We start from the raw sequence: 21,190 nt of genomic DNA, 5'->3' as shown, positions 1-21,190 counted from the left end.
CAGTTCCCCGGGATCGCTGAGCACGCCACCAAAGGTAACCGGCTCACTCGACAAGCTGACGACCGTCCCGCTGCGCCGAGCAGCTGGCACGGAAGGAGCAGCGCCCGCAGCCCTCCCCCGTGGTCGGCACGAACCGCTCCGCGAGCACCCGGCCCGCCGCGTCGGCCAGCAGGTTCTCGATCCACGGCTCGCCCTCGGCCGCGAGCTGCCGCTGCACCTTCGGCGCGTCCGGCTCGCCCTTGGCCGGCTCGCGCAGGTGCACCAGCTCCGCCCCGCCCGGTACGGCGCCGTCGGCGAAGCCCGGCAGCCCCTCCAGCGCGCCGCCGCGCACCGCCAACTGGTAGACCGCCAGCTGCTTGTGCTCGGGCAGCGACTTGTCGGTCGGGATCTGCTTGCCGGTCTTGAAGTCGACCACGTACGCCCGGCCCACCTCGTCCTGCTCGACCCGGTCCATCGAGCCGCGGATCCGCACCGCGACCCCGCCGACCTCCAGCGTCAGGTCGAAGCCGTGCTCGGTGGCGACCGTGGTCCGCTCCCGCTCCAGCACGTGCCAGTGCAGGAAGCGCTCCAGGGCCGCCCGGGCCTCCGTCTTCTCCTGCTGCGACTTCCACGGCGCGTCGAACGCCAGCGCGTCCCACACCGAGTCCAGCCGCTCCATCAGCACCGCGAGGTCGGCCGGCGTCCGGCCCGAGCCGACCTCGTCCGCCAGCGCGTGCACCACGTTGCCGAAGCCCTGGGCGGCGGTCGTGGTGGACCCCGCCTTCACGTCCTTCTCCAGGAACCACTGCAGCGAGCAGTTCTCCAGCTGCTCCAGCCCGCTGCCGGACAGCCGCACCGGCACGCCGTCCGCCCGCAGCGGCTCCGGCGCGGCGGTCTGGTCGACCAGCCCCCACCAGCGGTCCGGGTGGGCGGCCGGCACCAGCGGCGCACCGTCCTCGTCCGCCGCCAGTGCCAGCACCGCCAGCCGCTCCGCCGCCGCCCGCCGCAGCTCCGGCGACCGGGACGGGTCCACCGTCACCGCGCGCAGCTCGGCCACCAGCGCCGGCACCGACAGCGGCCGCCGCGGCCGGCTGCTCACCTCCGCCACCGTCACCTGCGGGGTACGGCTGCTCACCTTCCCGGTCCGGGGGTCGACCTCCTCCCGGTACAGCTCGCGCAGGAACCGGGACGGCTCGTCGCCGTCCTCCGCCGGGGCCTTCACCGCCGTGACCACCAGCCGCTCCTTGGCCCGGGTCACCGCCGTGTAGAACAGTCGCCGCTCCTCCCCCAGCAGCGCCGCCGGGGAGAGCGGCTCGGCCAGGCCGTCGCGGCCGATCCGGTCCGCCTCCAGCAGCGAACCGCGGCGCCGCAGGTCCGGCCACAGCCCCTCCTGCACGCCCGCGACCACCACCAGCCGCCACTCCAGGCCCTTGGACCGGTGCGCCGTCATCAGCCGGACGGCGTCCGGCCGCACCGCGCGGACGGTCAGCGTGTCGGCGGCGATGTCCTGCGCCTCCAGCTCCGCCAGCAGGTCCAGCGCACCGCGGTGGCCGGTGACCCGCTCCTCCGCCCGCGCCGCCGTCTCGAACAGCGCGCACAGCGCGTCCAGGTCGCGGTCGGCGTTGCGGCCCGCCGCGCCCCCGCGCAGCGCCGCCCGCTCCAGCCGCTCCCGCCAGCGCTCGCTGCCCTCCCACAGGTCCCACAGCGCCTCCTCGGCGCTGCAGCCGCCCGCGAGGCGCTCGCGCACCTTGCGCAGCAGCATGCCCAGGTCGCGGGCGCGGCGTGCGTACGCGGGCTCCATCGCGACCAGCCGCTCCGGCTCGGCGAGCGCTTCGCGGATCAGCTCCTCCGCAGCGGGAACGACCACTGAGGGGCGCGAGGAACTGCGCGCAGCGGCAGGCTCGGGCCCGTCACCTTCCGCCGCGCGCAGTTCCTCGCGCCCCTCAGTGGCCGGCCCGACCCGTTCGTCACGCCCCTCAGTGGTCAACGCCGCCCGGAACTCCTCCCGCAGCGCGCGCCCGAGCCGTCGCAGGTCCGACCCGTCCAGCCCGCCCAGCGGCCCGGTGAGCAGGGTGTGTGCCACGTCCACGGTCATCGCCCCGGCGGGCTCGGCGCAGACCCGCAGCGCGAGCAGCAGCGGCGCGACGCCCGGCTCGTCGCGCAGCGGCAGGTCGTCGCCGTCGATCTCCAGCGGTACGCCGGCCGCGCCGAGCGCGCGCCGTACGCCCGGGATCGACCGCCCGCCGGCCCGGACCAGGACGGCCATCTCGCCCCACGGCACGCCGTCCTCCAGGTGGGCCCGGCGCAGCAGGTCCGCGACGGAGTCCAGCTCGGTGCCGGGCGTGGGGTAGGTGTACACCTCGACCGTGCCGCCCTCGCGGGAGGGCAGCAGGGCGCGGTGCTGGGCGAGCTTGTCGGCGGGCAGCCGTCCCATCGGCATCCGCCGGGCCAGCTCGCGGCTCGCGGCGAGCAGGACGGCGCCGGAGCGCCGCGACACCCGCAGCACCCGGACGTCGGCCGGCGTCCCGTCGGCCCGGCGGAAGGTGTGCGGGAAGTCGAGGATGCCGTTGATGTCGGCGCCGCGGAAGGCGTAGATGGACTGGTCGGGGTCGCCGACGGCGACCAGGTCGCGGCCGTCGCCGGCCAGCCGGCGCAGTAGCCGGACCTGGGAGGGGTCGGTGTCCTGGTACTCGTCGACGAAGACCACGTCGTAGCGGGCGCGCAGGTCGTCGGCGACCTCGGGGCGCTCGGCCAGCAGCACGGCGCGGTGGACCAGCTCGGCGTAGTCGAGGACGCCGCGCAGGTCGAGCACGTCGAGGTAGTCGGCGAGGAAGTGGGCGGCGGCGGCCCAGTCGGGGCGCTGCACGCCGTCGGCGAAGCGGGAGAGCTCGGCCTCGCCGAGGCCGAGCTCGCGGCTGCGGGCGAGGACGGCGCGGACCTCGTCGGCGAAGCCGCGGGTGGTGAGGCAGGCGCGCAGGTCGAGCGGCCAGCCGATCCGGCCGATGCCGAGCCGGGCGTCCTCGGCGTCGCCGGCGAGCAGTTCGCGGACCATGACGTCCTGCTCCGGGCCGGAGAGCAGCCGCAGCGGCTCGGCGTACTCCTCGGGCGACTGGTGGGCGCGGAGCAGGGCGTAGCAGAAGGAGTGGAAGGTGGTGGCCTGCGGGGCGGGGACGCCGGCGGCCACCCGGGCGGTCATCCGGTCGCGCAGTTCCATCGCGGCCTTGCGGCTGAAGGTGAGGACCAGGATCCGCTCGGGGTCGGTGCCGCGCTCGATCCGCCGGTTGACCGCCTCGACCAGGGTGGTGGTCTTGCCGGTGCCGGGGCCGGCGAGCACCAGCAGCGGCCCGTCGGCATGCTCGACCACCGCCTGCTGGTACGTGTCCAGCGTGGGCGGTTCGGGCTGTGCGAGGGGGCTGCGCACCAGGCGGAAAGGCGGGGTCACTACGGTCCAGGCGGGTTGTGCGAGGGCATGTCCGGGGCGGGGCCGCGAGGGCCCCGCCCGCATCGAGCCTACGATCCTGCACCGACAGGCCCGCGTCGCGCACCCGTTTCGGTGAACCGGCCGCGCGCCGCCGCTCTGCGTGCCGGTCCGGCTACCGCCCGTCCCAGCGGGCCAGGCGCAGGTCGACCCGGGGCGTCCCGCCGACGGTGCGCAGCGGTGTCCCCTCGGACCGGTACGCGGGGAGCGCCCGGTGCTCGTGGCCGGGCAGCGGCCTGCCGTCCGCCCGGATCACCCGCCACCAGGGCACGCCGCCGCCGTACAGCGCCATGACCCGGCCGACCTGGCGCGGGCCGCCGCGGCCGAGGTACTCGGCCACATCGCCGTAGGTCATCACCCGGCCCGGCGGGATCCGCTCGGTCAGCTCCAGGACGGCCTCGGCGAAGGCCGGCAGCTCGCCGCCGGGGGCGTCGTCCTCGTGCGCACTGTCGGTCACCCGCGGCATTCTTCCCCATCCGGTCGATTTCCCGGACCCGTGCGGGCGATCCGCCGCGCCCGATCCGGCCCCTGCCCCGCACCGGTGCGCGGAGCATGGCAGCATCTTCGGGGCAGTGCGCAGTGATACGAGGACAAGACCAGATGACCGGGACGGCAGAATTGAACGTGGACAAGGGCTCCGAGGAGTCCCCCACAGACGGTTCTGAGGAGCACCCGCAGGTCGAGCCGCCGTCCCTGTCGCTGCGCAAGGCGGCCGACGACGGGCGGACCGCTGCCGGCACGGGGGAGGACGAGAACGTGGTCGCGTACGACGGGCCACCGGACGGGATGGCCCCGGAGGAGGAACCCGCCGGCGAGTACCTCGCCGTCGACGAACCGCTGCTGCCCGCCCGCGCCCACCGGCCCTCCGACCTGATCCGCTTCGTCGTCGGCGTGCTCGGCATCATCGCGGTGTTCGTGCTGGCGCAGGTCGCGGTCTCCACCACCACCGGCATCGAGAGCGACATCTCGGTCAACGCCAAGCGGATCCCCGGCCTGCTCTCCACCATCGCCGCGCTGGTCTCCAGCATCGCGGTGCTGGCGGTGCCGCTGGCGTTCGCGGTGGAGCGGCTGATCAAACGGGACGGCCTGCGGGTCGCCGACGGCGTGCTGGCCTCGGTGCTGGCGTACGGCGTCTCTCTGGGCGTGGACTGGTGGGTGGCGGCCGGGGCGCCGGAGGCCATCCGCAACGCGCTGACCCAGCTGCCGCCGGGCGGCGGGCAGACGCTCACCGACCCGGTGCACGGCTACCTGGCCCCGGTGATCGCCTACATGACGGCCGTCGGGATGTCCTCCAGACCCCGCTGGCGGGTGGCGCTGTGGATAGTGGTCATCCTCAGCGGCGCCACCGAGCTGATCAGCGGCTACACCACCCCGCTCTCGCTGATCCTGACCGTGCTGATCGGCTGGTCGGTGGCGTACGGCACGCTCTACGCGATCGGCTCGCCCAACATCCGGCCCACCGGCAAGCACCTGCTGATCGGCCTGCGCAAGGTCGGCTTCACCCCGTCCGCCGCCCACCTGGCCCCGGACGCGCCCGGCGACACCCGCCGCTACCTGGTCACCCAGCAGCACGGCCCGCTGCTGGACGTCCACATCATCGACCGCGAGCAGCAGGCGTCCGGCTTCTTCTACCGGGCCTGGCGGCGGCTGCGGCTGCGCTCGGTGGCCGTCCGCCGCAGCCCGCAGTCGCTGCGCCAGGCGCTGGAGCAGGAGGCGCTGATCGCGTACGCGGCCGCCGCCTCGGGCGCCCGCGCGCCGCAGCTGGTGGCCACCTCCGAGCTCGGCCCGGACGCGGCGATCCTGGTCTACGAGAACGTCGCCGGCCGGACCCTGGACGAGCTCGCCGACGAGGAGATCGCCGACGAGGTGATGGCCTCGTTCTGGGAGTCGGTCGGCACCCTGCACGAGCGCCGGATCGCCCACCGGCGGTTGACCGGCGAGTCGCTGCTGGTGGTGGACGAGAAGACCGGCTGCCTGGTCAACCTCTCCGGCGGCGACATCGCGGCTGGCGACCTGACCCTGCGGATCGACGTCGCCCAGCTGCTCACCACCTTCGCCCTGCGGGTCGGCCCGGAGCGCGCGGTCGCGGTGGCCAACCGGGTGCTCGGGCCGACCCGGGTGGCGGACTCGCTGCCGCTGCTCCAGCCGGTCGGCCTGAGCCGGCAGACCCGCGCGGACCTGCAGCGGATGACCAAGGAGCGGAAGGCCGCCGCCCAGGCCCTGGCGCTGGAGCAGGTCGCCGCGGGCGTGCGCACCCAGCAGCAGGCCGAGGAGGACATCGCCGTCGCCGGCGAGGACCTGCTCAGCCGGATCCGCGGCCAGATCCTGGAGATCGCGCCCGAGGCGCCGATGGCGCCGGCCAAGCTGGAGCGGCTGAAGCCCAAGACGCTGATCATGGTGGTGGCACTGGCCTTCGCCGCCTACCTGGCGGTCACCACCATCCGGCCGGACCAGTTCAAGGTCTCCGAGATGGACTGGGCATGGGCGGCCGTCGCCCTGCTCGCCGCCGCGTTCAGCTACGTGGCCGCCGCGATGAGCCTCACCGGCTTCGTCCCGGAGCGCCTGCCGTTCGGCCGGACCGTCGCGGCGCAGCTGGCCGGCTCCTTCGTCAAGCTGGTCGCCCCCGCAGCGGTCGGCGGCATCGCGCTGAACACCCGCTACCTGCAGAAGGCCGGCATCCGGCCGGTGCAGGCGGTGGCGAGCGTCGGCGCCTCGCAGCTGGCCGGTCTGGCCGGTCACCTGCTGCTGCTGTTCTCCTTCGGCCTGATCACCGGCACCCAGAACAACGGTGACCTCGGTGCCTCCCGCGCCGTGATCATCGGCGTGCTGACCGCGGCCGTCCTGGCCCTGGTGGTCGCGGCGGTCGCCCCGCTGAGGCGCTTCGTGGTGAACCGGCTGCGCGGCCTGTTCTTCGGCGTGGTCCCGCGCATGCTGGACCTGATGCAGACGCCCTCCAGGCTGGTCACCGGCTTCGGCGGCATCCTGCTGCTGACCCTGTCGTTCACCGCCTGCCTGGACGCCTCGGTGCAGGCCTTCGGCGGCGGCGCCCACGTCACCTTCGCGGCGGTCGCGGTGGTCTTCCTGACCGCCAACGCGGCCGGCTCGGCGATCCCCACCCCCGGCGGCATCGGCCCGGTCGAGATCGCCCTGATCACCGCCCTCACCGTGGCCGGCGTCCCCGCCACCGCCGCCACCCCGGCGGTCTTCCTCTACCGCCTGCTCACCTTCTGGCTGCCGGTGGCCCCGGGCTGGATCGCCTACAACGTCCTCCAGCGCAAGGGTGCGCTCTGACTGTCGGGGCAAACCAGCAGGGGCGCGAGGAACTGCGCGCCCAGCCACCCGCTCACGTCGAGCGATGGCCGGTCGCGCAGTTCCTCGCGCCCCTGGCTCGTGGTTCGCCTTAGTAGACGGGCTTCTCCGGCTCGATCTGGTTGACCCAACCGATCACGCCGCCACCCAGGTGCACCGCGTCCGCGAAGCCCGCGGACTTCAGCACGGCGAGCACCTCGGCCGACCGGACACCGGTCTTGCAGTGCAGCACGATCCGCTTGTCCTGCGGCAGGTCCTGGAGGGCGTTGCCCATCAGGAACTCGTTCTTCGGGATCAGGCGGGCGCCCGGGATGCTGACGATCTCGTACTCGTTGACCTCGCGGACATCGATGATGTCGATGTTCTCGCCCTCGTCGATCCACTCCTTGAGCTGCTTGGAGGTGATCGTCGAGCCCTGCGCGGCCTCCGCGGCCTCCTCCGAGACGACACCGCAGAACGACTCGTAGTCGATCAGCTCGGTGACGGTCGGGTTCTCGCCGCACAGCGCGCAGTTCGGGTCCTTGCGGACCTTGACCGAGCGGTACTGCATCTCCAGCGCGTCGTAGATCATCAGTCGGCCGACCAGCGGCTCGCCGACACCGGCCAGCAGCTTGATCGCCTCGGTGACCTGGATCGAGCCGATCGAGGCGCAGAGCACGCCCAGCACGCCGCCCTCGGCGCAGGACGGGACCATGCCCGGCGGCGGGGCCTCCGGGTAGAGGCAGCGGTAGCACGGGCCGTGCTCGGCCCAGAAGACCGAGGCCTGGCCGTCGAAGCGGTAGATCGAGCCCCACACGTACGGCTTGCCGAGCAGCACCGCGGCGTCGTTCACCAGGTACCGGGTGGCGAAGTTGTCGGTGCCGTCCACGATCAGGTCGTAGCCGGAGAAGATCTCCATCACGTTGTCGTTGTCGAGGCGCTCCTCGTGGAGGATCACGTCGACGTACGGGTTGATCTCCTTGACCGAGTCCCGCGCCGACTCGCCCTTGGAGCGGCCGATGTCGGACTGGCCGTGGATGATCTGACGCTGCAGGTTGGACTCGTCGACGGTGTCGAACTCGACGATGCCGAGCGTGCCGACGCCCGCGGCGGCCAGGTACATGAGCGCGGGCGAGCCGAGGCCGCCGGCGCCGACACACAGCACCTTGGCGTTCTTCAGCCGCTTCTGCCCGTCCATGCCCACGTCGGGGATGATCAGGTGGCGGGAGTACCGGCGGACCTCGTCGACGGTGAGCTCGGCGGCCGGCTCGACCAGGGGTGGCAGCGACACGGGGACTCCGATGGTCGTCAGTTCACGTTTGACTACGCCAACAGTGTCACGCGCCCGGGGTATTCCGAGACAACAGGTCCAGTACGTGAGATGCCCGACATCGGATGGTGGGACCGCCGGCGCCGGGCCCGACCTGCGCACCTCACACCCGGCAGGCGGTCTCCAGCCAGATGTCCCCGAGCGACTCCTCCAGCGGCACCTGCGTCCGCCAGCCGAGACGGTCCCGGGCGGTCCGCACGTCGGCCTGCCGCCACTGGACCGGCTCCAGCACCGGCCGGGCGTCCAGGTGCCGCGGCGGTTCGGTGCCGGGCGCCGCCTGCGCGGGCAGCACCACCTGGCGGGCGTCCTCGCTGACCGTGCCCTCGAACCCCGAGGCCCGGACCAGCAGGTGCGCGGCGTCCCGGGCCCGCACCGCGTGCCCGCTGCCGATGTTGATCACGCCGGTGGCGGCCGACACGGCGGCCGCGTGGATCGCCCGGGCGACGTCCCGCACATCGACGAAATCCCGGTATCCGGACAGGTCCGGCATCCTCACCTGCTGCTCGTCCTGCTCCAGCGCCCGGCGCAGGCCCTCGGCCAGCCGCCCGAACAGCGAGGCGCTCGGCGATCCGGGGCCGACCACGTCGAAGATCCGCAGCACCAGCGCGTCCAGCCCGGAGGCCAGCACCAGCTCCGTCCCGGCCAGCTTGGAGACGCCGTACGGGCCGACCGGCCGCGGCTCGGCGCTCTCCGGGACCGGACCGGCCGGCGGGACCGGCCCGTACTCCGCCGCCGAGCCGATGTGCACCAGCCGGGCCGGCTCCCGGCTGCGCCGGATCGCCTCGCAGACGGTGGCCACCGCCAGCGTGTTGGCCCGGATCAGCGCCCGGGAGGTGCCGTAGGTCGCCCCGGCGCAGTTGATCACCACCTGCGGCGCCACCGCGTCCAGGAACCGGGACAGCGCACCCGGGCTGCCCGCCGTCAGGTCGAAGCGGATGTCGGCCGAGTCGCGCCGGCCCAGCACGGTGACCTGCATGCCCTCGTCCACGAGTAGCCGTTCGGCGACCCGGCGGCCGATGAAACCGTCGGCACCCAGCAGCAGCACCCTCATCGGGGTGTGTCCTTCCACGAGGCCCGGCCGGGGAAGCGGCCGGGCGGTTTACGGATTGATTGGTTCGCCCGGGCCGTCCACCGGCCCGGGGACGGGCGGTCAGCCGGCCGGCCGGGCACGGTGTGCCCCGGGCCGTCCCAGCAGCAGCCAGGCGTACGGCAGCAGCAGGGCGAGCGGGCCCGCGCAGACCAGTCGGCCCGCGGTCTGGGCGGACGGCAGCAGCAGGGCGGCCGTCCCGGCCCCGGCGAGCAGCACGACGGACGCGGCCAGGGCCGCCCGTCCGGCGTGCGCGAGGACGGCCGAGACCAGCAGCGCGAGCCCGGCACAGCCCTGCACCGCCCAGGCGGTGACGCCCGCGCCGCTCAGCGCCGCCGCCGCGGCGGAGCCGTCCGGTCCGTGCGGGGCGCCGGGGGTCAGGGCGAGCGCGGCGGCCGTCCACAGCCCGGTCAGCGCCAGCTGGAGCACGGCGGCCACCGGCAGCACCGGACGCATCCGGGCCCGGAACTCGGCCATGGTGACGGCCGCGCCCAGGTGGCCGCGGCCCAGGTCGCGGACCCAGCGGGCGCACCAGCGGGCCGAACCGGCCGCCGTCGCGGCGGCGGCGCCGAGCGGCACCGACCCGGCGGTGACCGCCGCCAGCAGCACCGCCGCCCCGAGCCCGTACCCGGCGGCGGCCCACCCTGGCCACCGGGACCATCGGGGCCTCCCGGTGGCGAGCGTGAGCACCACCGCGCCGACGATCACCGCCGCGGCCGCCACCGGAACACTCGCCCCGCCGACGGCCAGGACGGCCACCGGCACCAGGTGGGCGGCGGCCGCGGTCAGCGCCGCTGCGGCCCGCCGCGACCGCCGGGCGACCGGCCCGGGCCCGCCCGGACCGTCCGGGTCGCCCGGACCGTCCGGGCGGCGGGCCACCCGGGCGGACAGCTCCTCGGCGAGGCCGAAGACGTCGGTGTGCCGGTACGCGGCCGCGCCGGCCGGGCCGATCCCGGAGTCCTCCAGCCCGGCGGCGATGTCCAGCACGTCCACCGCCTGTTCGCACAACTCGCGGTGGACCTCGATCAGTTCGCGGACCGGATCCGCCGGGCCGACCATCACCCGACCTCCGCCATCGCGGGCACCACCGGCCCACCGCGGTCACCGGCCCGGCGCGCGAACGGCCCGGCGGCACCGCGCTCCTCCGGCCGGGCCGCCCCTTCGCCGGTCGTCCCGGTCACCGCGCCGGCCACCCAGTACTCCGCCGGCCGTGCGAACGGCCGCGCCGCCTCGCCGCCGCCGGCCGGGAAGGCCGGGTAGCGCGAGACCAGCTCCAGGTAGATCTCCCGGAAGGCGCTGACCACCGGCTCCACCGCGAAGCGTTCCTGGGCGCGCAGCCGTCCGGCCAGGCCCAGCCGGGCCCGCCGCTCCTGGTCGCCGAGCAGCGCCAGGCAGGCCGCGGCCAGCGCCTGCGGGCTGCGCGGCGGCACCAGCAGCCCGCTGGGGCCGAGCACCTCGCGGGCCACCCCGACCTCGGTGGCGACCACCGCCCGCCCGCTGAGCATCGCGTCGGCCAGCAGTCGGGGGCTGCGCTGGGCGAGGGCGGAGAACACCACCGCGCTGCCGGACTCCCAGGCGTCGGCTATCGCCTTCGGCCGTCCGGCGAAGCGGACCGCCGCGGCGACGCCGAGCCGCTCGGCGATGGCCTCGCAGTGCGCGCGGTAGCCGGGCACGCCCTCCTCGCCGTACATGAGCAGTTCGGCCTCGGGCCGTTCGGCCCGGACCCGGGCGAAGGCGTGCAGCATCAGTTCGGGGTCGCGGCCGGGCTCCAGTGCGCCCGCCCAGACCAGGGTGGGCGCCGCCGGCTCGGGCCCGGCCGCGGGCCGGGTGACCGCCGGGGTGCCCTCGTACACCACCCGGGTGCGCTCGGGGTCGCCGCCGCAGCGCTGCTGCCACTGGCGGTCGTAGGCGCTGCCCGGGGTGAGCACGGCGGCCAGGCGGTAGGTCTCCTCGGCGAGCAGCCGGAAGAAGGACAGCAGCAGCGCCCGGACCGGCCAGCGGTACGGGGCGGTGCGGTAGCTGCGGTACTGCTCGCGCAGGTGCAGCCCGTGCTCGGTGACCACGAACGGGACGCCGTGCAGCCGACGGGCGACCAGCGCGGGCAGCGCCGCCGGGCCGCCGCCGACCACGTGGCACAGGTCGGCGCCGCCGAGGCCGGCCGGGCCGGTGCCGTACCAGGGCGCGGAGAGCGGCCGCAGGCACTGCTCCAGCAGGTCGGCGGCGACCAGCACGTCGCGGACCAGCGGCTGGCCGGCGGCGGTGTCGGCGCCCGGTGAGCGCCAGACCCGCTCCAGCACCCGGTGGGCGTGCCCGGAGGCGAGGAAGGCGGGCAGCGCGCCGTCCTCGGCGGCCAGCTCGGCGAGCCGGTACAGGCCGGGCCCGAACAGCGCCCGCTCGCCGGGCAGCACCAGCGCCTTCACCAGGTCCTCGTACGCCCGCGCATAACTGCGGCGGCGGTGCAGCGACGGTCCGCGGCCGGCCGCTCGGCAGCCCCACATCGGCAGTTCCTGCAGGCCCTTGAGCCCGCGCACCCCGGTCGGGTCGGCCGGCCGGTCGCCCCGGACCAGCCGGAAGAGCCGGAACTCGTGCTCGGGCAGGCCCTCGACCAGGCGGCCGCACCAGCCGCCGTCGCCACGCTGCGCGGCGGAATGAGTACCCTCGGTGAGCAGAGCGATGCGCACGACGCCTCCAGAGCTGAGCGGTTGACCCGGGATCCACGACGAGACAGGGAGCCGGTTCAGCCAGTGACACCAGCGCTCAGAAAGCCGGCGACCGCACGGCGGCGGCCGCTCCCCGCGGCCGCCGTCCCGTCGCCTGCGCCCCCACACCTGTTCGGTCCGACAACACGACGTTAGAGCTCCGCCCGGACCGCCCTAGGGCCCCGGGCCGCCATGCCACCTGAACGAGTGAACACCCGTGACCTCGGGCCTCCGCCGCCGTTTCAGGCCTCCGCGAGCAGCTCCCGGACGGCCCGCGCGACCTGCCGCGGGTGCTCCAGCATCGCCACGTGCCCGGAGTCCGGCAGCACCAGCAGCCGGGCGTCGGGGAAGGCCGCGCAGGCCCGGTGGGCCGAGCGGTAGGAGACCAGCTTGTCCTTGAGGCCGTAGACCAGCAGCACCGGCGCCCGGACCTGCTCCGCCTGCCGCCACAGCGCCTGCTCGCCGCGCTCGGTGTAGGCGGTGACGATCCCGCGCGCCGAACCGACCAGCACCTCCAGCGCGTACGGCAGGTCGGCGCGGCGCCGGTACTCCGACACCGCCTGGGCGCGGCGCAGCGCCGGGATCGCCGAGGTGTCGGCGTACACCAGCCGCAGCAGCTCCTCGGTGGCCTCGTCCGCGCCGCGTCCGCTGCCGCGGAGCCGGGTGAGCATCGCCGCCGCCCCGGGGACGGCGAGCAGTCCGGTGGGCCAGGCGGAGTGCTGCGGGGGCAGTTCGGGCAGCGCGGGCGAGATCAGGGTCAGGCTGCGCACCAGGTCGGGGCGGAGGGCGGCCAGCCGGACCGCGACCGCGCCGCCGAGCGAGTTGCCGAACAGGTGGACCGGGCCGCGGCCGGAGTGCTCCAGGTACCCGATCACCGCGCGGACGTGGCCGGAGACCGACAGGTTGCCGTCGGCCGGGGGCGCGGACCAGCCGAAGCCGGGCAGGTCGACCGCCTCGCCGGCGACCTCGCCGGCCAGCTCCGCCATCAGCTCGCGCCAGTTGTCGCCGCTGCCGCCGAGGCCGTGCACGAAGAGAGCCGGCGGCAAACCGTCGGCGGGGGCGGGCGGTGTGCTGACCGCCAGGACCGCTCCGGGGACCTGGACGGTGCGGTAGGAGTCGGGGGCGGTCGCGGGCAGCTGGTCGGCGCTCATGGAGCACGATGGTAGTGAGCGCGGACCCCGCTCCACCGAGTGCCGCGATGGTCTCGACCCCTGGACACCGCAGGCCGGAGCCGTATTGTGGGCTCCCGACAAGGCAGGATCTGCGCTTTACTCGGCTTCACCTCGCGCGGACGGGGTTACCGAAAAGTAGAATCAATCACCCTGCCAGCCCATCGCAGACCGTGAAGTGAGGAGCGCCGTGACGGCCATCCAGGAGGCGCAGGAGCGCCCGCGCGGTGCCCGCCTGCCGCGAAGCGCCCGCCGTGAACAACTGCTCGGAGCCGCACAGGAGGTGTTCGTCGCGCAGGGCTACCACGCCGCTGCGATGGACGACATCGCCGAGCGGGCCGGGGTCAGCAAGCCGGTGCTGTACCAGCACTTCCCGGGCAAGCTCGAGCTCTACCTCGCGCTGCTCGACAAGCACTGCGACGCGCTGGTCGACGCCACCCGCGCCGCGCTCGAGGCGACCAACGACAACAAGATGCGCGTGGCCGCGACCATGGAGGCGTACTTCCACTACGTCTCCAGCGAGTCGGGCGCCTTCCGCCTGGTCTTCGAGTCGGACCTGACCAACGAGCCCGCGGTGCGCGAGCGGGTCGAGCGGGCCAGCGACCTGAGCGCGACCCTGGTCTCCAAGGTCATCGCCGAGGACACCGACCTCCCCGAGAACGAGGCGAAGCTGCTCGCCGCCGGCGTCTGCGGCCTGGCCCAGATCACCGCGCGGTACTGGCTCTCGCAGGGCCAGGAGATCCCCCGCGACGAGGCGGTCCGGCTGGTCGCCAGCCTGGCCTGGCGCGGTCTGAAGGGCTTCCCGATGCACCCGGCCCCGGAGGCGGGCGCCGCCGCGGGCCAGTAAGCCCTGAGCGGAGCGATCGCCGACCTTCCTCGATCGGCCCCACCGCTGCTCTAAGGTGAAGCCGTACGGCGCGACGCCCGCGAACAGCGGTTCGAGCGCGTGGATTGCTGCTACCGGAGGGACGGAAGCCGTGGAGGTCAAGATCGGCGTGCAGAACGCGCCCCGAGAGATCGTGCTCGAGAGCGCGCAGACTGCCGAGGAGGTCGCGGACGCGGTCGCCAAGGCCCTGGACGGGACCGCGAAGGTCTTCACGCTGGCCGACGAGCACGGGCGCCGTGTCATCGTCCCGTCCGAGCGCCTGGCGTACGTGGAGATCGGCGAGCCGGCCACCCGCAAGGTCGGTTTCGGCACGCTCTGACGCGAACCGCCGCCGCCCCGTTCCCCCACCGGGGGGACGGGGCGGCGGCGTATCCGGGTCCGGACGCGTACCGGACGCGCACGGAGGGTATGGCGGGTGTGTACGCAGCGCCGCACGCCCCCGGGAGGCAGCCCGTGGTCCTCGAGACGTTCGCCTTCGCCCTGATCGGCCTCGTGGTGGGGGCCGGTGCGCTGGCCCGGTTCCCCGAGTACTTCGCGGGCCGCGCCCTGACCGTCTCGACCGCGGTGGTGGCCGCCCTGCTCGGCGGCCGGCTCACCGGCTACGTGCTGGACGAGGGCGGGGCGGTGGTGCAGTTCGCCCTCTCGGCGCTGGCCTCCGCGCTGCTGGTGTCGGTGCTGGCCCGGCCGGACCGGGTGCGGCGCGGCAGCCACCGCCGCCACGCCTGAACCCCGGGCCGACCGCGCTTCAGGAGGCGAGACCCAGGGCGGCCATCCGCCGGGTGTGCGCCTCGGTGATCCGGTTGAACATCTTGCCGACCTCGACCAGGTCGAAGCCCTGCACCTCGGCGCCGCCGACCAGCAGGTTGGACAGCGCGTCGCGCTCGGCCACCACCCGCTGGGCCTGGCTGAGCGCCTCGCCCATCAGCCGCCGGCCCCACAGCGCGAGGCGGCCGCCGACCCGGGGGTTCTCCTCGATCGCCCGGCGCACCCGCTCCACCGCGAACTCGGCGTGCCCCGTGTCGGCCATCACACCGAGCACCAGCTCGCGGGTGTCGTCGTCCAGCCGGACGGCCACCTCGCGGTAGAAGTCCGTGGCGATGGCGTCGCCGACGTACGCCTTGACCAGGCCCTCCAGCCAGTCCGAGGGCGCGGTCAGCCGGTGGAAGTTCTCCAGCGGCTCGACGAAGGGGCTCATCACCTCGGTGGGGTCGGCCCCGACCTCGGCCAGCCGGTCGTGCAGCAGCTGGTAGTGCTGGAACTCGGCCGAGGCCATCCGTGCCAGCGCGGCCTTGTCGGCGATGCCGGGCGCGAACTTGGCGTCCTCGGCCAGCCGCTCGAAGGCGCTCAGCTCGCCGTACGCGAGCGCGCCCAGCAGGTCGAGCACGGCGGCGCGGTAGTCCGGGTCCGCCGCACGGGTCGCCCAGTCGCCGATCGAACCTGATTCCTGAGTCTCCATGGCAGGAACCTTAAGCCTTGTCCACCTGCGGGGTTAGCCGCGTCACGTGTTCGAGTGGTCGCTTGACTGTATGGTGGTAGCGAGGCCTGGTGTACCCGCGCGGCCCGCCCCCTGTTGGCAGGCCGCGCGATCGTGCCCAGCACGGGTCACCTGGCACTCACGTACGCGGATGCCCGGTCGGAGACCCGATCGGCTCCGACCTTGGCCCGGACCTCGGGCCAGGCACCGCATCAGTGGCCGAGCGAGGGCCGCCGCGGACGGCGCCCCACGGCGCAGGTCCCGCGCCGAACCCCTCACGGGAATCCTCCCCCGCGCCGCCGGACGACGCGCCCACCCGGGCCGCCGGAGCCGGCAGGACGCAGGGGTGTCGGCGCGGTTGTGCGTCCCACGGCGGCAGGGCTGTCATCAGCCCGCTCGCAGCCGTGCGGCAGGCACACGCCGCCCGCTCGCTCTCGGCCCCCCACATGGAAGAGGCAGCACCCTGTCCACCACCGCTGAACCCACCAAGACCACTTTCCGGGACCTGGGGATCCTCCCGGAGACCGCCGAGGCCCTGGAGGCCGTCGGCATCGTCCACCCCTTCCCCATCCAGGAGATGACCCTGCCGGTCGCGCTGACCGGCCACGACGTCATCGGCCAGGCCAAGACCGGCACCGGCAAGACCCTCGGCTTCGGCCTCCCGCTGATCGAGCGGGTCGTCGTCCGCGCCGACCTCGACGCCGGCCGGGCGACCGCGGAGCAGCTCTCGGAGAGCCCGCAGGCGCTCATCGTGGTGCCGACCCGCGAGCTGTGCACCCAGGTCACCAACGACCTGCAGACCGCGGGCAAGGTCCGCAACGTGCGCGTGCTGGCGGTCTACGGCGGCCGCGCGTACGAGCCGCAGGTCGAGGCGCTGCAGAAGGGCGTCGACATCGTGGTCGGCACCCCCGGCCGCCTGCTCGACCTGGCCGGCCAGCGCAAGCTGGACCTGTCCAAGGTCCGGTCGCTGGTCCTCGACGAGGCCGACGAGATGCTCGACCTGGGCTTCCTCCCGGACGTCGAGAAGATCATCACCATGCTGCCCGCCAAGCGGCAGACCCTGCTCTTCTCGGCCACCATGCCGGGCCAGGTGATCAGCCTCGCCCGCCGCTACATGAGCCAGCCCACGCACATCCGCGCCGCCGCGCCGGACGACCATGGCACCACCGTCGCCAACATCGAGCAGCACATCTTCCGTGCGCACTCGCTCGACAAGGTCGAGATGGTCTCGCGCATCCTGCAGGCCGACGGCCGCGGCCTGGCGATGATCTTCTGCCGGACCAAGCGCACCGCCGCCGACGTCGCCGAGCAGCTGACCAAGCGCGGCTTCGCGGCCGGCGCGGTCCACGGCGACCTCGGCCAGGGCGCCCGCGAGCAGGCCCTGCGGGCCTTCCGCAACGGCAAGGTCGACGTGCTGGTCTGCACCGACGTGGCCGCCCGCGGCATCGACGTCGAGGGCGTCACCCACGTCATCAACTACCAGTGCACCGACGACGAGAAGACCTACCTGCACCGGATCGGCCGCACCGGCCGGGCCGGCGCCTCCGGTACCGCCGTCACCCTGGTCGACTGGGACGACATCCCGCGCTGGCAGCTGATCAACAAGGCGCTGGACCTGCCGTTCAACGATCCGGAGGAGACCTACTCCACCTCCCCGCACCTGTACGAGCTGCTGAAGATCGCCCCGGGCACCAAGGGCGTCCTGCCCCGCTCCGAGCGGACCCGGGCCGGCCTGGCGGCCGAGGAGGTCGAGGACCTCGGCGAGACCGGCGGTCGCGGCGCCCGCACCCGCGGCGGCCGTGGCGGCAAGCCCGTCGCCGCCCCGGTCGAGACCCCGGCGGAGCGTCCGGCCCGTCGCCAGCGCGAGCGCCGTCGCACCCGCGGTGGCGCCCGCCCGGGCGAGGAGGCGCAGCTCGCCGTCGAGACGGTCGAGGCCGTCGAGCCGGTGAACGCGGTGGCGGCCCCGGTGGCCGAGGAGGCCCCGGCGGCGCGTACCCCGCGCAAGCGCACCCGCAGCCGGAAGCCGGCCGAGGCCGCCCCGGTCGCCCCGGTGGCTGTCGAGACGGTCGAGGCCGTCGCCCCGGTCGCCGAGGAGACCCCGGCCCCGCGCAAGCGCACCCGCAGCCGCAAGGCGGCCGAGGCCGCCCCGGTCGCGGTGGAGACGGTCGAGGCCGTCGTCGCCGCCCCGGTGGCGGACGAGGCCCCGGCGCCGCGCAAGCGCACCCGCGCCCGCAAGACCGCCGAGACCGCCCCGGCCGCCGTCGAGACGGTCGAGGCCGTCGCCCCGGTCGCCGAGGAGACCCCGGCCCCGCGCAAGCGCACCCGCAAGGCTGCCGTGACGGTCGTCGTCGAGACGGCCGAGACGGTCGCCGCCCCGGTGGCCGAGGAGGCCCCCGCGCCGCGCAAGCGCACCCGCGCCCGCAAGACCGCCGAGACGGTCGAGGCCGTCGTCGCCGCCCCGGTGGCGGAGGAGGCCCCGGCCCCGCGCAAGCGCACCCGGAAGGCCGCTGCGGCCGCGCCGGCCGCCCAGGCGGACGTGGTCGACGTGACCGACGAGATCCCGGCGCCGCGTCGCCGGACCCGTAAGAAGGTCGAGGCGGTCCAGGAGGGCTGACCCCCGCACGAAGGGCGCGGGGACCCGCGCGAGTCGGCACGCCGGTAGGCTCCTGACGACTCGCCCTGGTCCCCGCGCCCTTTTCCCGTTTGGAGCCGCCATGAGCACGCCGTCGTTCCTGAAGCTGCCCGGCTGCGCGCGGGCGCTGCGGCTGGAGACCGCTCGGGGCGCCTTCGCCGCGCTGTGGGCCGAGCCGGAGGGCGAGCGCCGGGGCACCGCGCTGCTGGTGCCGGGCTACACCGGCAGCAAGGAGGACTTCATCGCCCTCCTGGAGCCGCTGGCCGATGCCGGGTACCGGGTGGTCGCGGTCGACCAGCGCGGGCAGTACGAGACCGGCGGCCCGGCCGACGAGTCCGCGTACGCGGTGGCCGAACTCGGCCGTGACGTGCTGGCGCTGACCGACCGCTTCGCCGGCGAGGGCGACCTGCACCTGCTCGGGCACTCCTTCGGCGGCCAGGTGGTCCGCGAGGCCGTACTGGCCGCGTACGCCGCCGGCGGGGAGCTGCCGTGGCGTTCGCTGACCCTGCTCTCCACCGGCCCGGGTGCGATCGACCCGGCCGAGGCGGCCCGGACCCGGCTGCTGGTCGACGCGCTGGCCTCGATGGACCTGGAGTCGATCTGGCAGGTGATGCGTCAGATGGACGGCGAGGCCGCGCCGGGCCACGGGCCGGAGATCGCCGAGTTCCTGCACCGGCGCTGGCTGGCCAACGTCCCGCAGGCGCTGACCGCGATGGGCTCGCACCTGGTGGCGGCGCCGGACCGGGTGGACGAGCTGGCGGCGGTGCCGCTGCCCAAGCTGGTCGTCTCCGGTGTCCAGGACTACGCCTGGCCGGTCGAGGAGCAGTCCGCGATGGCCGAGCGGCTGCATGCGCTCCGCGCGGTGGTCGAGGGCGCGGGCCACTCCCCCAACGCCGAGCGGCCGGCCGAGACGGCCGCCGCGCTGGCCGGTTTCTGGGCCTCCTGAGCCTCCGCCCCGCGGGCCACCTGACAAAGTGCGCGACAAAAATCGTTAGCTCGGGTAATATTTGATTCTGTCCGGGATTACTTCACCCTCAGCACGGTCGGTCGCGCCGGCCGAAACCGCGACGTCACGGGCGGGCAACCGCTCCGAATCAGCCGAGCGGCACTGTTGACCCACGAGGCACCGCCGCCTCCGCCCAGTGCCCGCACCGAGCGGCACGCGCGGGGGGAGCGACACGGTGAGGACGCCTGCCGGACGACTGCACCTGCCAGGAAGGGAGAGACCCATGCGTTTCGAGATCCTCCGACTGGACGACGCCGACGGCGTCGCCACCGACCGCCTGATCGCCGACGCCGAGACGGTCCGCGAGTACGTGAAGGCCGCCGCACAGACCGGCGAACGCCTGTACATCCGCCCGTGCAACGAGATCTGACCGGGCGCGGATCGGCCGACGCGCCGTCCGACGTTCCGATACCCGACTGACGCCCCGCCATCCAGCACCATGGAGACGGGGCGTCAGTGCGTCCGACCCCCGCGACCAGCGCGGTGTTTGGCCGCGGCGACCGCGGGACATGACCTGGCGGAGCCGGCCGCGACCGCCGTTCGACATCCGGTGACACACCGTGACACACTCCTTACGGGTGATCGTCCTTGACGCGGCTGTCCGGAGGGAGGACCGTTGTCGGTTATGAGGGGCGAGCCAAGCTGCCCGAGGTGCGCCGGTCGGGTCCGCGCCCCCGGTCTCTTCTCCGACACCTGGCAGTGCGACCAGCACGGTGCTGTCCACCCGATGCAACCGGTGCTGCCCCCGAGCGTGGAGGCGCTGAACGTCGCGGTCACCCGTTCCCAGGTGCCGGTCTGGCTGCCGTGGCCGCTTCCGGTCGGCTGGCTGTTCACCGGGATCGCGCACGCCGGGGACGACCTGTCCGGCGCCCGCGCCACCGCGGTCGCCTGCTCCGGCCCCGCGCCGCTCGGCGGTTTCGGTGAGCTGGTGCTGGTCGCCGAGGAGCTCGGCGTCGGCCTCGGTGCCCGGTACGCGGGCCTGGACGGTCCGGACCCGGGCGACTCGGTCTCGCTCTACAAGCCCGCGGACGCCAAGCTGATGGCGGCCGGCCGGCCCACCCCGATGTTCCACGTCCCCGAGGCGCCGGACGACCGCGCCGTCTACGTCGGCGAGGCGCGCGGCCTCTGGATCTGGGCCATCGCCTGGCCCGAGCAGTCGGCGCTGCTGATGCACGACGAGCTGGTCCTCACCGACCTGCGGGACGCCGGCGCGGAGCTCGGCCTGCTGCCCTGCGGTGCGCTCACCCCACGCCTGCTCGGCTGACGGACCCGGCTGACCGGGCCTGCCCCGGCTCCCTATCCTTGGGCCCATGCGCATCGACCTGCACGCCCACAGCAACGCGTCCGACGGCACCGACTCGCCCGCCGAGCTGGTGGCGGCCGCCGTCGCGGCCGGGCTGGACGTGGTGGCCCTGACCGACCACGACACGGTGTCCGGGTACGGCGAGGCGATCGCGGCGGTCGAGGGCACCGGACTGACCCTGGTGCCGGGCGCTGAGCTGTCCTGCCACGTGGACGGCGTCTCGCTGCACCTGCTGGCGTACCTCTTCGACCCGACCGAGCCGGCCTTCGCCGAGGAGCGCGAGCTGGTCCGCACCGACCGCTTCCGCCGCGGCCGGGCGATCGTGGAGCGCTGCCGCGAACTCGGCGCCCCGATCAGCTGGGAGCAGGTCGAGCGGATCGCCGGCGCCGGTTCGGTCGGCCGACCGCACATCGCCTCCGCCCTGGTCGAGGCCGGCGTGGTGGCCACCGTGTCGGACGCGTTCACCCCGCAGTGGCTGGCCAACGGCGGGCGGGCCGACGTCCGCAAGCACGAGACCGACCCGGTGACGGCCGTCCGCCTGGTGCGGGCCGCCGGCGGGGTGCCGGTGTTCGCCCACCCCGGCGCGGTCAAGCGCGGCAGCACCGTCTCCGACCAGGTGATCGCCGACCTGGCCGCGGCGGGCCTGGCGGCGCTGGAGGTGGACCACACCGACCACGACGAGCAGGCCCGGGCGCACCTGCGCGGCCTGGCCGCCGACCTGGGCCTGCTGGTGACCGGGTCGAGCGACTACCACGGGCACCGCAAGACCGTCCGGCTCGGCGAGTTCACCACCGACCCGGCGGTGTACGAGGCCCTGGTGGCCCAGGCCACCGGCGCCGCACCGGTCACCGGCTGACCA

At 74.7% G+C, this 21,190-nt stretch carries 17 protein-coding genes; 9 read left to right on the top strand and 8 right to left on the bottom strand.

The window, feature by feature from the left end:
* Positions 1 to 43 precede the first annotated feature (43 nt).
* The gene (locus FHR36_RS02820) at positions 44 to 3,484 is read right to left on the bottom strand and encodes an ATP-dependent helicase (RefSeq protein ID WP_407660778.1); all 3,441 of its coding nucleotides are present in this window, start codon (positions 3,482 to 3,484) and stop codon (positions 44 to 46) included.
* Between the two features lie 88 nt (positions 3,485 to 3,572).
* A complete protein-coding gene (locus FHR36_RS02815) occupies positions 3,573 to 3,923 on the bottom strand; it encodes an MGMT family protein (protein WP_253793436.1) in 351 nt (116 codons plus the stop codon).
* 134 nt (positions 3,924 to 4,057) lie between these two features.
* Here FHR36_RS02815 and FHR36_RS02810 point away from each other — a divergent pair, with 134 nt between their 5' ends.
* The gene (locus FHR36_RS02810; RefSeq protein ID WP_380231593.1) at positions 4,058 to 6,748 is read left to right on the top strand and encodes a lysylphosphatidylglycerol synthase domain-containing protein; all 2,691 of its coding nucleotides are present in this window, start codon (positions 4,058 to 4,060) and stop codon (positions 6,746 to 6,748) included.
* 109 nt (positions 6,749 to 6,857) lie between these two features.
* On the opposite strand, the gene moeZ is transcribed toward FHR36_RS02810, so the two are convergent.
* From moeZ to FHR36_RS02785, 5 genes are all read right to left on the bottom strand, one after another.
* Positions 6,858 to 8,036 carry an adenylyltransferase/sulfurtransferase MoeZ gene (moeZ, locus tag FHR36_RS02805; RefSeq protein ID WP_253793435.1) on the bottom strand — a complete coding sequence of 393 codons (1,179 nt, stop codon included), beginning with the start codon at positions 8,034 to 8,036 and terminating at the stop codon, positions 6,858 to 6,860.
* A gap of 142 nt (positions 8,037 to 8,178) precedes the next feature.
* Entirely contained in the window at positions 8,179 to 9,126 is a 948-nt protein-coding gene (locus FHR36_RS02800) for an NAD-dependent epimerase/dehydratase family protein (protein WP_253793434.1), read from the bottom strand.
* Between the two features lie 99 nt (positions 9,127 to 9,225).
* Positions 9,226 to 10,224 (bottom strand): hypothetical protein, encoded by a 999-nt coding sequence (locus FHR36_RS02795; protein WP_253793433.1) that lies wholly within the window; start codon positions 10,222 to 10,224, stop codon positions 9,226 to 9,228.
* The gene (locus FHR36_RS02790) at positions 10,221 to 11,843 is read right to left on the bottom strand and encodes a DUF3492 domain-containing protein (protein ID WP_253793432.1); all 1,623 of its coding nucleotides are present in this window, start codon (positions 11,841 to 11,843) and stop codon (positions 10,221 to 10,223) included. The genes FHR36_RS02795 and FHR36_RS02790 overlap by 4 nt, the downstream gene beginning before the upstream one ends.
* A gap of 260 nt (positions 11,844 to 12,103) precedes the next feature.
* A complete protein-coding gene (locus tag FHR36_RS02785) occupies positions 12,104 to 13,012 on the bottom strand; it encodes an alpha/beta fold hydrolase (RefSeq protein WP_253793431.1) in 909 nt (302 codons plus the stop codon).
* 208 nt (positions 13,013 to 13,220) lie between these two features.
* Here FHR36_RS02785 and FHR36_RS02780 point away from each other — a divergent pair, with 208 nt between their 5' ends.
* The 3 genes from FHR36_RS02780 to FHR36_RS02770 all read left to right on the top strand — a co-directional run bounded on the left by FHR36_RS02780 (position 13,221) and on the right by FHR36_RS02770 (position 14,642).
* Positions 13,221 to 13,877: a TetR/AcrR family transcriptional regulator gene (locus FHR36_RS02780; protein ID WP_253793430.1), complete on the top strand. Its 657-nt coding sequence runs from the start codon at positions 13,221 to 13,223 to the stop codon at positions 13,875 to 13,877.
* A gap of 130 nt (positions 13,878 to 14,007) precedes the next feature.
* A complete protein-coding gene (locus FHR36_RS02775) occupies positions 14,008 to 14,235 on the top strand; it encodes a DUF3107 domain-containing protein (RefSeq protein ID WP_253793429.1) in 228 nt (75 codons plus the stop codon).
* Between the two features lie 134 nt (positions 14,236 to 14,369).
* Positions 14,370 to 14,642 (top strand): hypothetical protein, encoded by a 273-nt coding sequence (locus tag FHR36_RS02770; RefSeq protein ID WP_253793428.1) that lies wholly within the window; start codon positions 14,370 to 14,372, stop codon positions 14,640 to 14,642.
* 19 nt (positions 14,643 to 14,661) lie between these two features.
* Here the strand turns inward: FHR36_RS02770 and FHR36_RS02765 are convergent, their stop codons facing one another.
* Positions 14,662 to 15,372, bottom strand: coding sequence for a ferritin-like fold-containing protein (locus FHR36_RS02765; RefSeq protein ID WP_253793427.1), 711 nt, complete (start codon positions 15,370 to 15,372; stop codon positions 14,662 to 14,664).
* A gap of 595 nt (positions 15,373 to 15,967) precedes the next feature.
* Here FHR36_RS02765 and FHR36_RS02760 point away from each other — a divergent pair.
* The 5 genes from FHR36_RS02760 to FHR36_RS02740 all read left to right on the top strand — a co-directional run bounded on the left by FHR36_RS02760 (position 15,968) and on the right by FHR36_RS02740 (position 21,187).
* Positions 15,968 to 18,004, top strand: coding sequence for a DEAD/DEAH box helicase (locus FHR36_RS02760; RefSeq protein ID WP_253793426.1), 2,037 nt, complete (start codon positions 15,968 to 15,970; stop codon positions 18,002 to 18,004).
* 100 nt (positions 18,005 to 18,104) lie between these two features.
* Entirely contained in the window at positions 18,105 to 18,968 is an 864-nt protein-coding gene (locus FHR36_RS02755; RefSeq protein ID WP_253793425.1) for an alpha/beta fold hydrolase, read from the top strand.
* A gap of 283 nt (positions 18,969 to 19,251) precedes the next feature.
* A complete protein-coding gene (locus FHR36_RS02750) occupies positions 19,252 to 19,398 on the top strand; it encodes a DUF8834 family protein (protein ID WP_253793424.1) in 147 nt (48 codons plus the stop codon).
* Positions 19,399 to 19,653: 255 nt separating this feature from the next.
* On the top strand, positions 19,654 to 20,292 hold the full coding sequence (locus FHR36_RS02745; protein ID WP_253793423.1) for a DUF6758 family protein: 639 nt from the start codon (positions 19,654 to 19,656) through the stop codon (positions 20,290 to 20,292).
* 46 nt (positions 20,293 to 20,338) lie between these two features.
* A complete protein-coding gene (locus FHR36_RS02740) occupies positions 20,339 to 21,187 on the top strand; it encodes a PHP domain-containing protein (protein WP_253793422.1) in 849 nt (282 codons plus the stop codon).
* The last annotated feature ends 3 nt before the right edge of the window (positions 21,188 to 21,190 follow it).

The sequence above is a fragment of the Kitasatospora cinereorecta genome, from assembly GCF_024172095.1.
GTDB classification, from domain to species: Bacteria; Actinomycetota; Actinomycetes; order Streptomycetales; family Streptomycetaceae; genus Kitasatospora; species Kitasatospora cinereorecta.
This window is presented reverse-complemented; position numbering and strand designations above follow the sequence as displayed.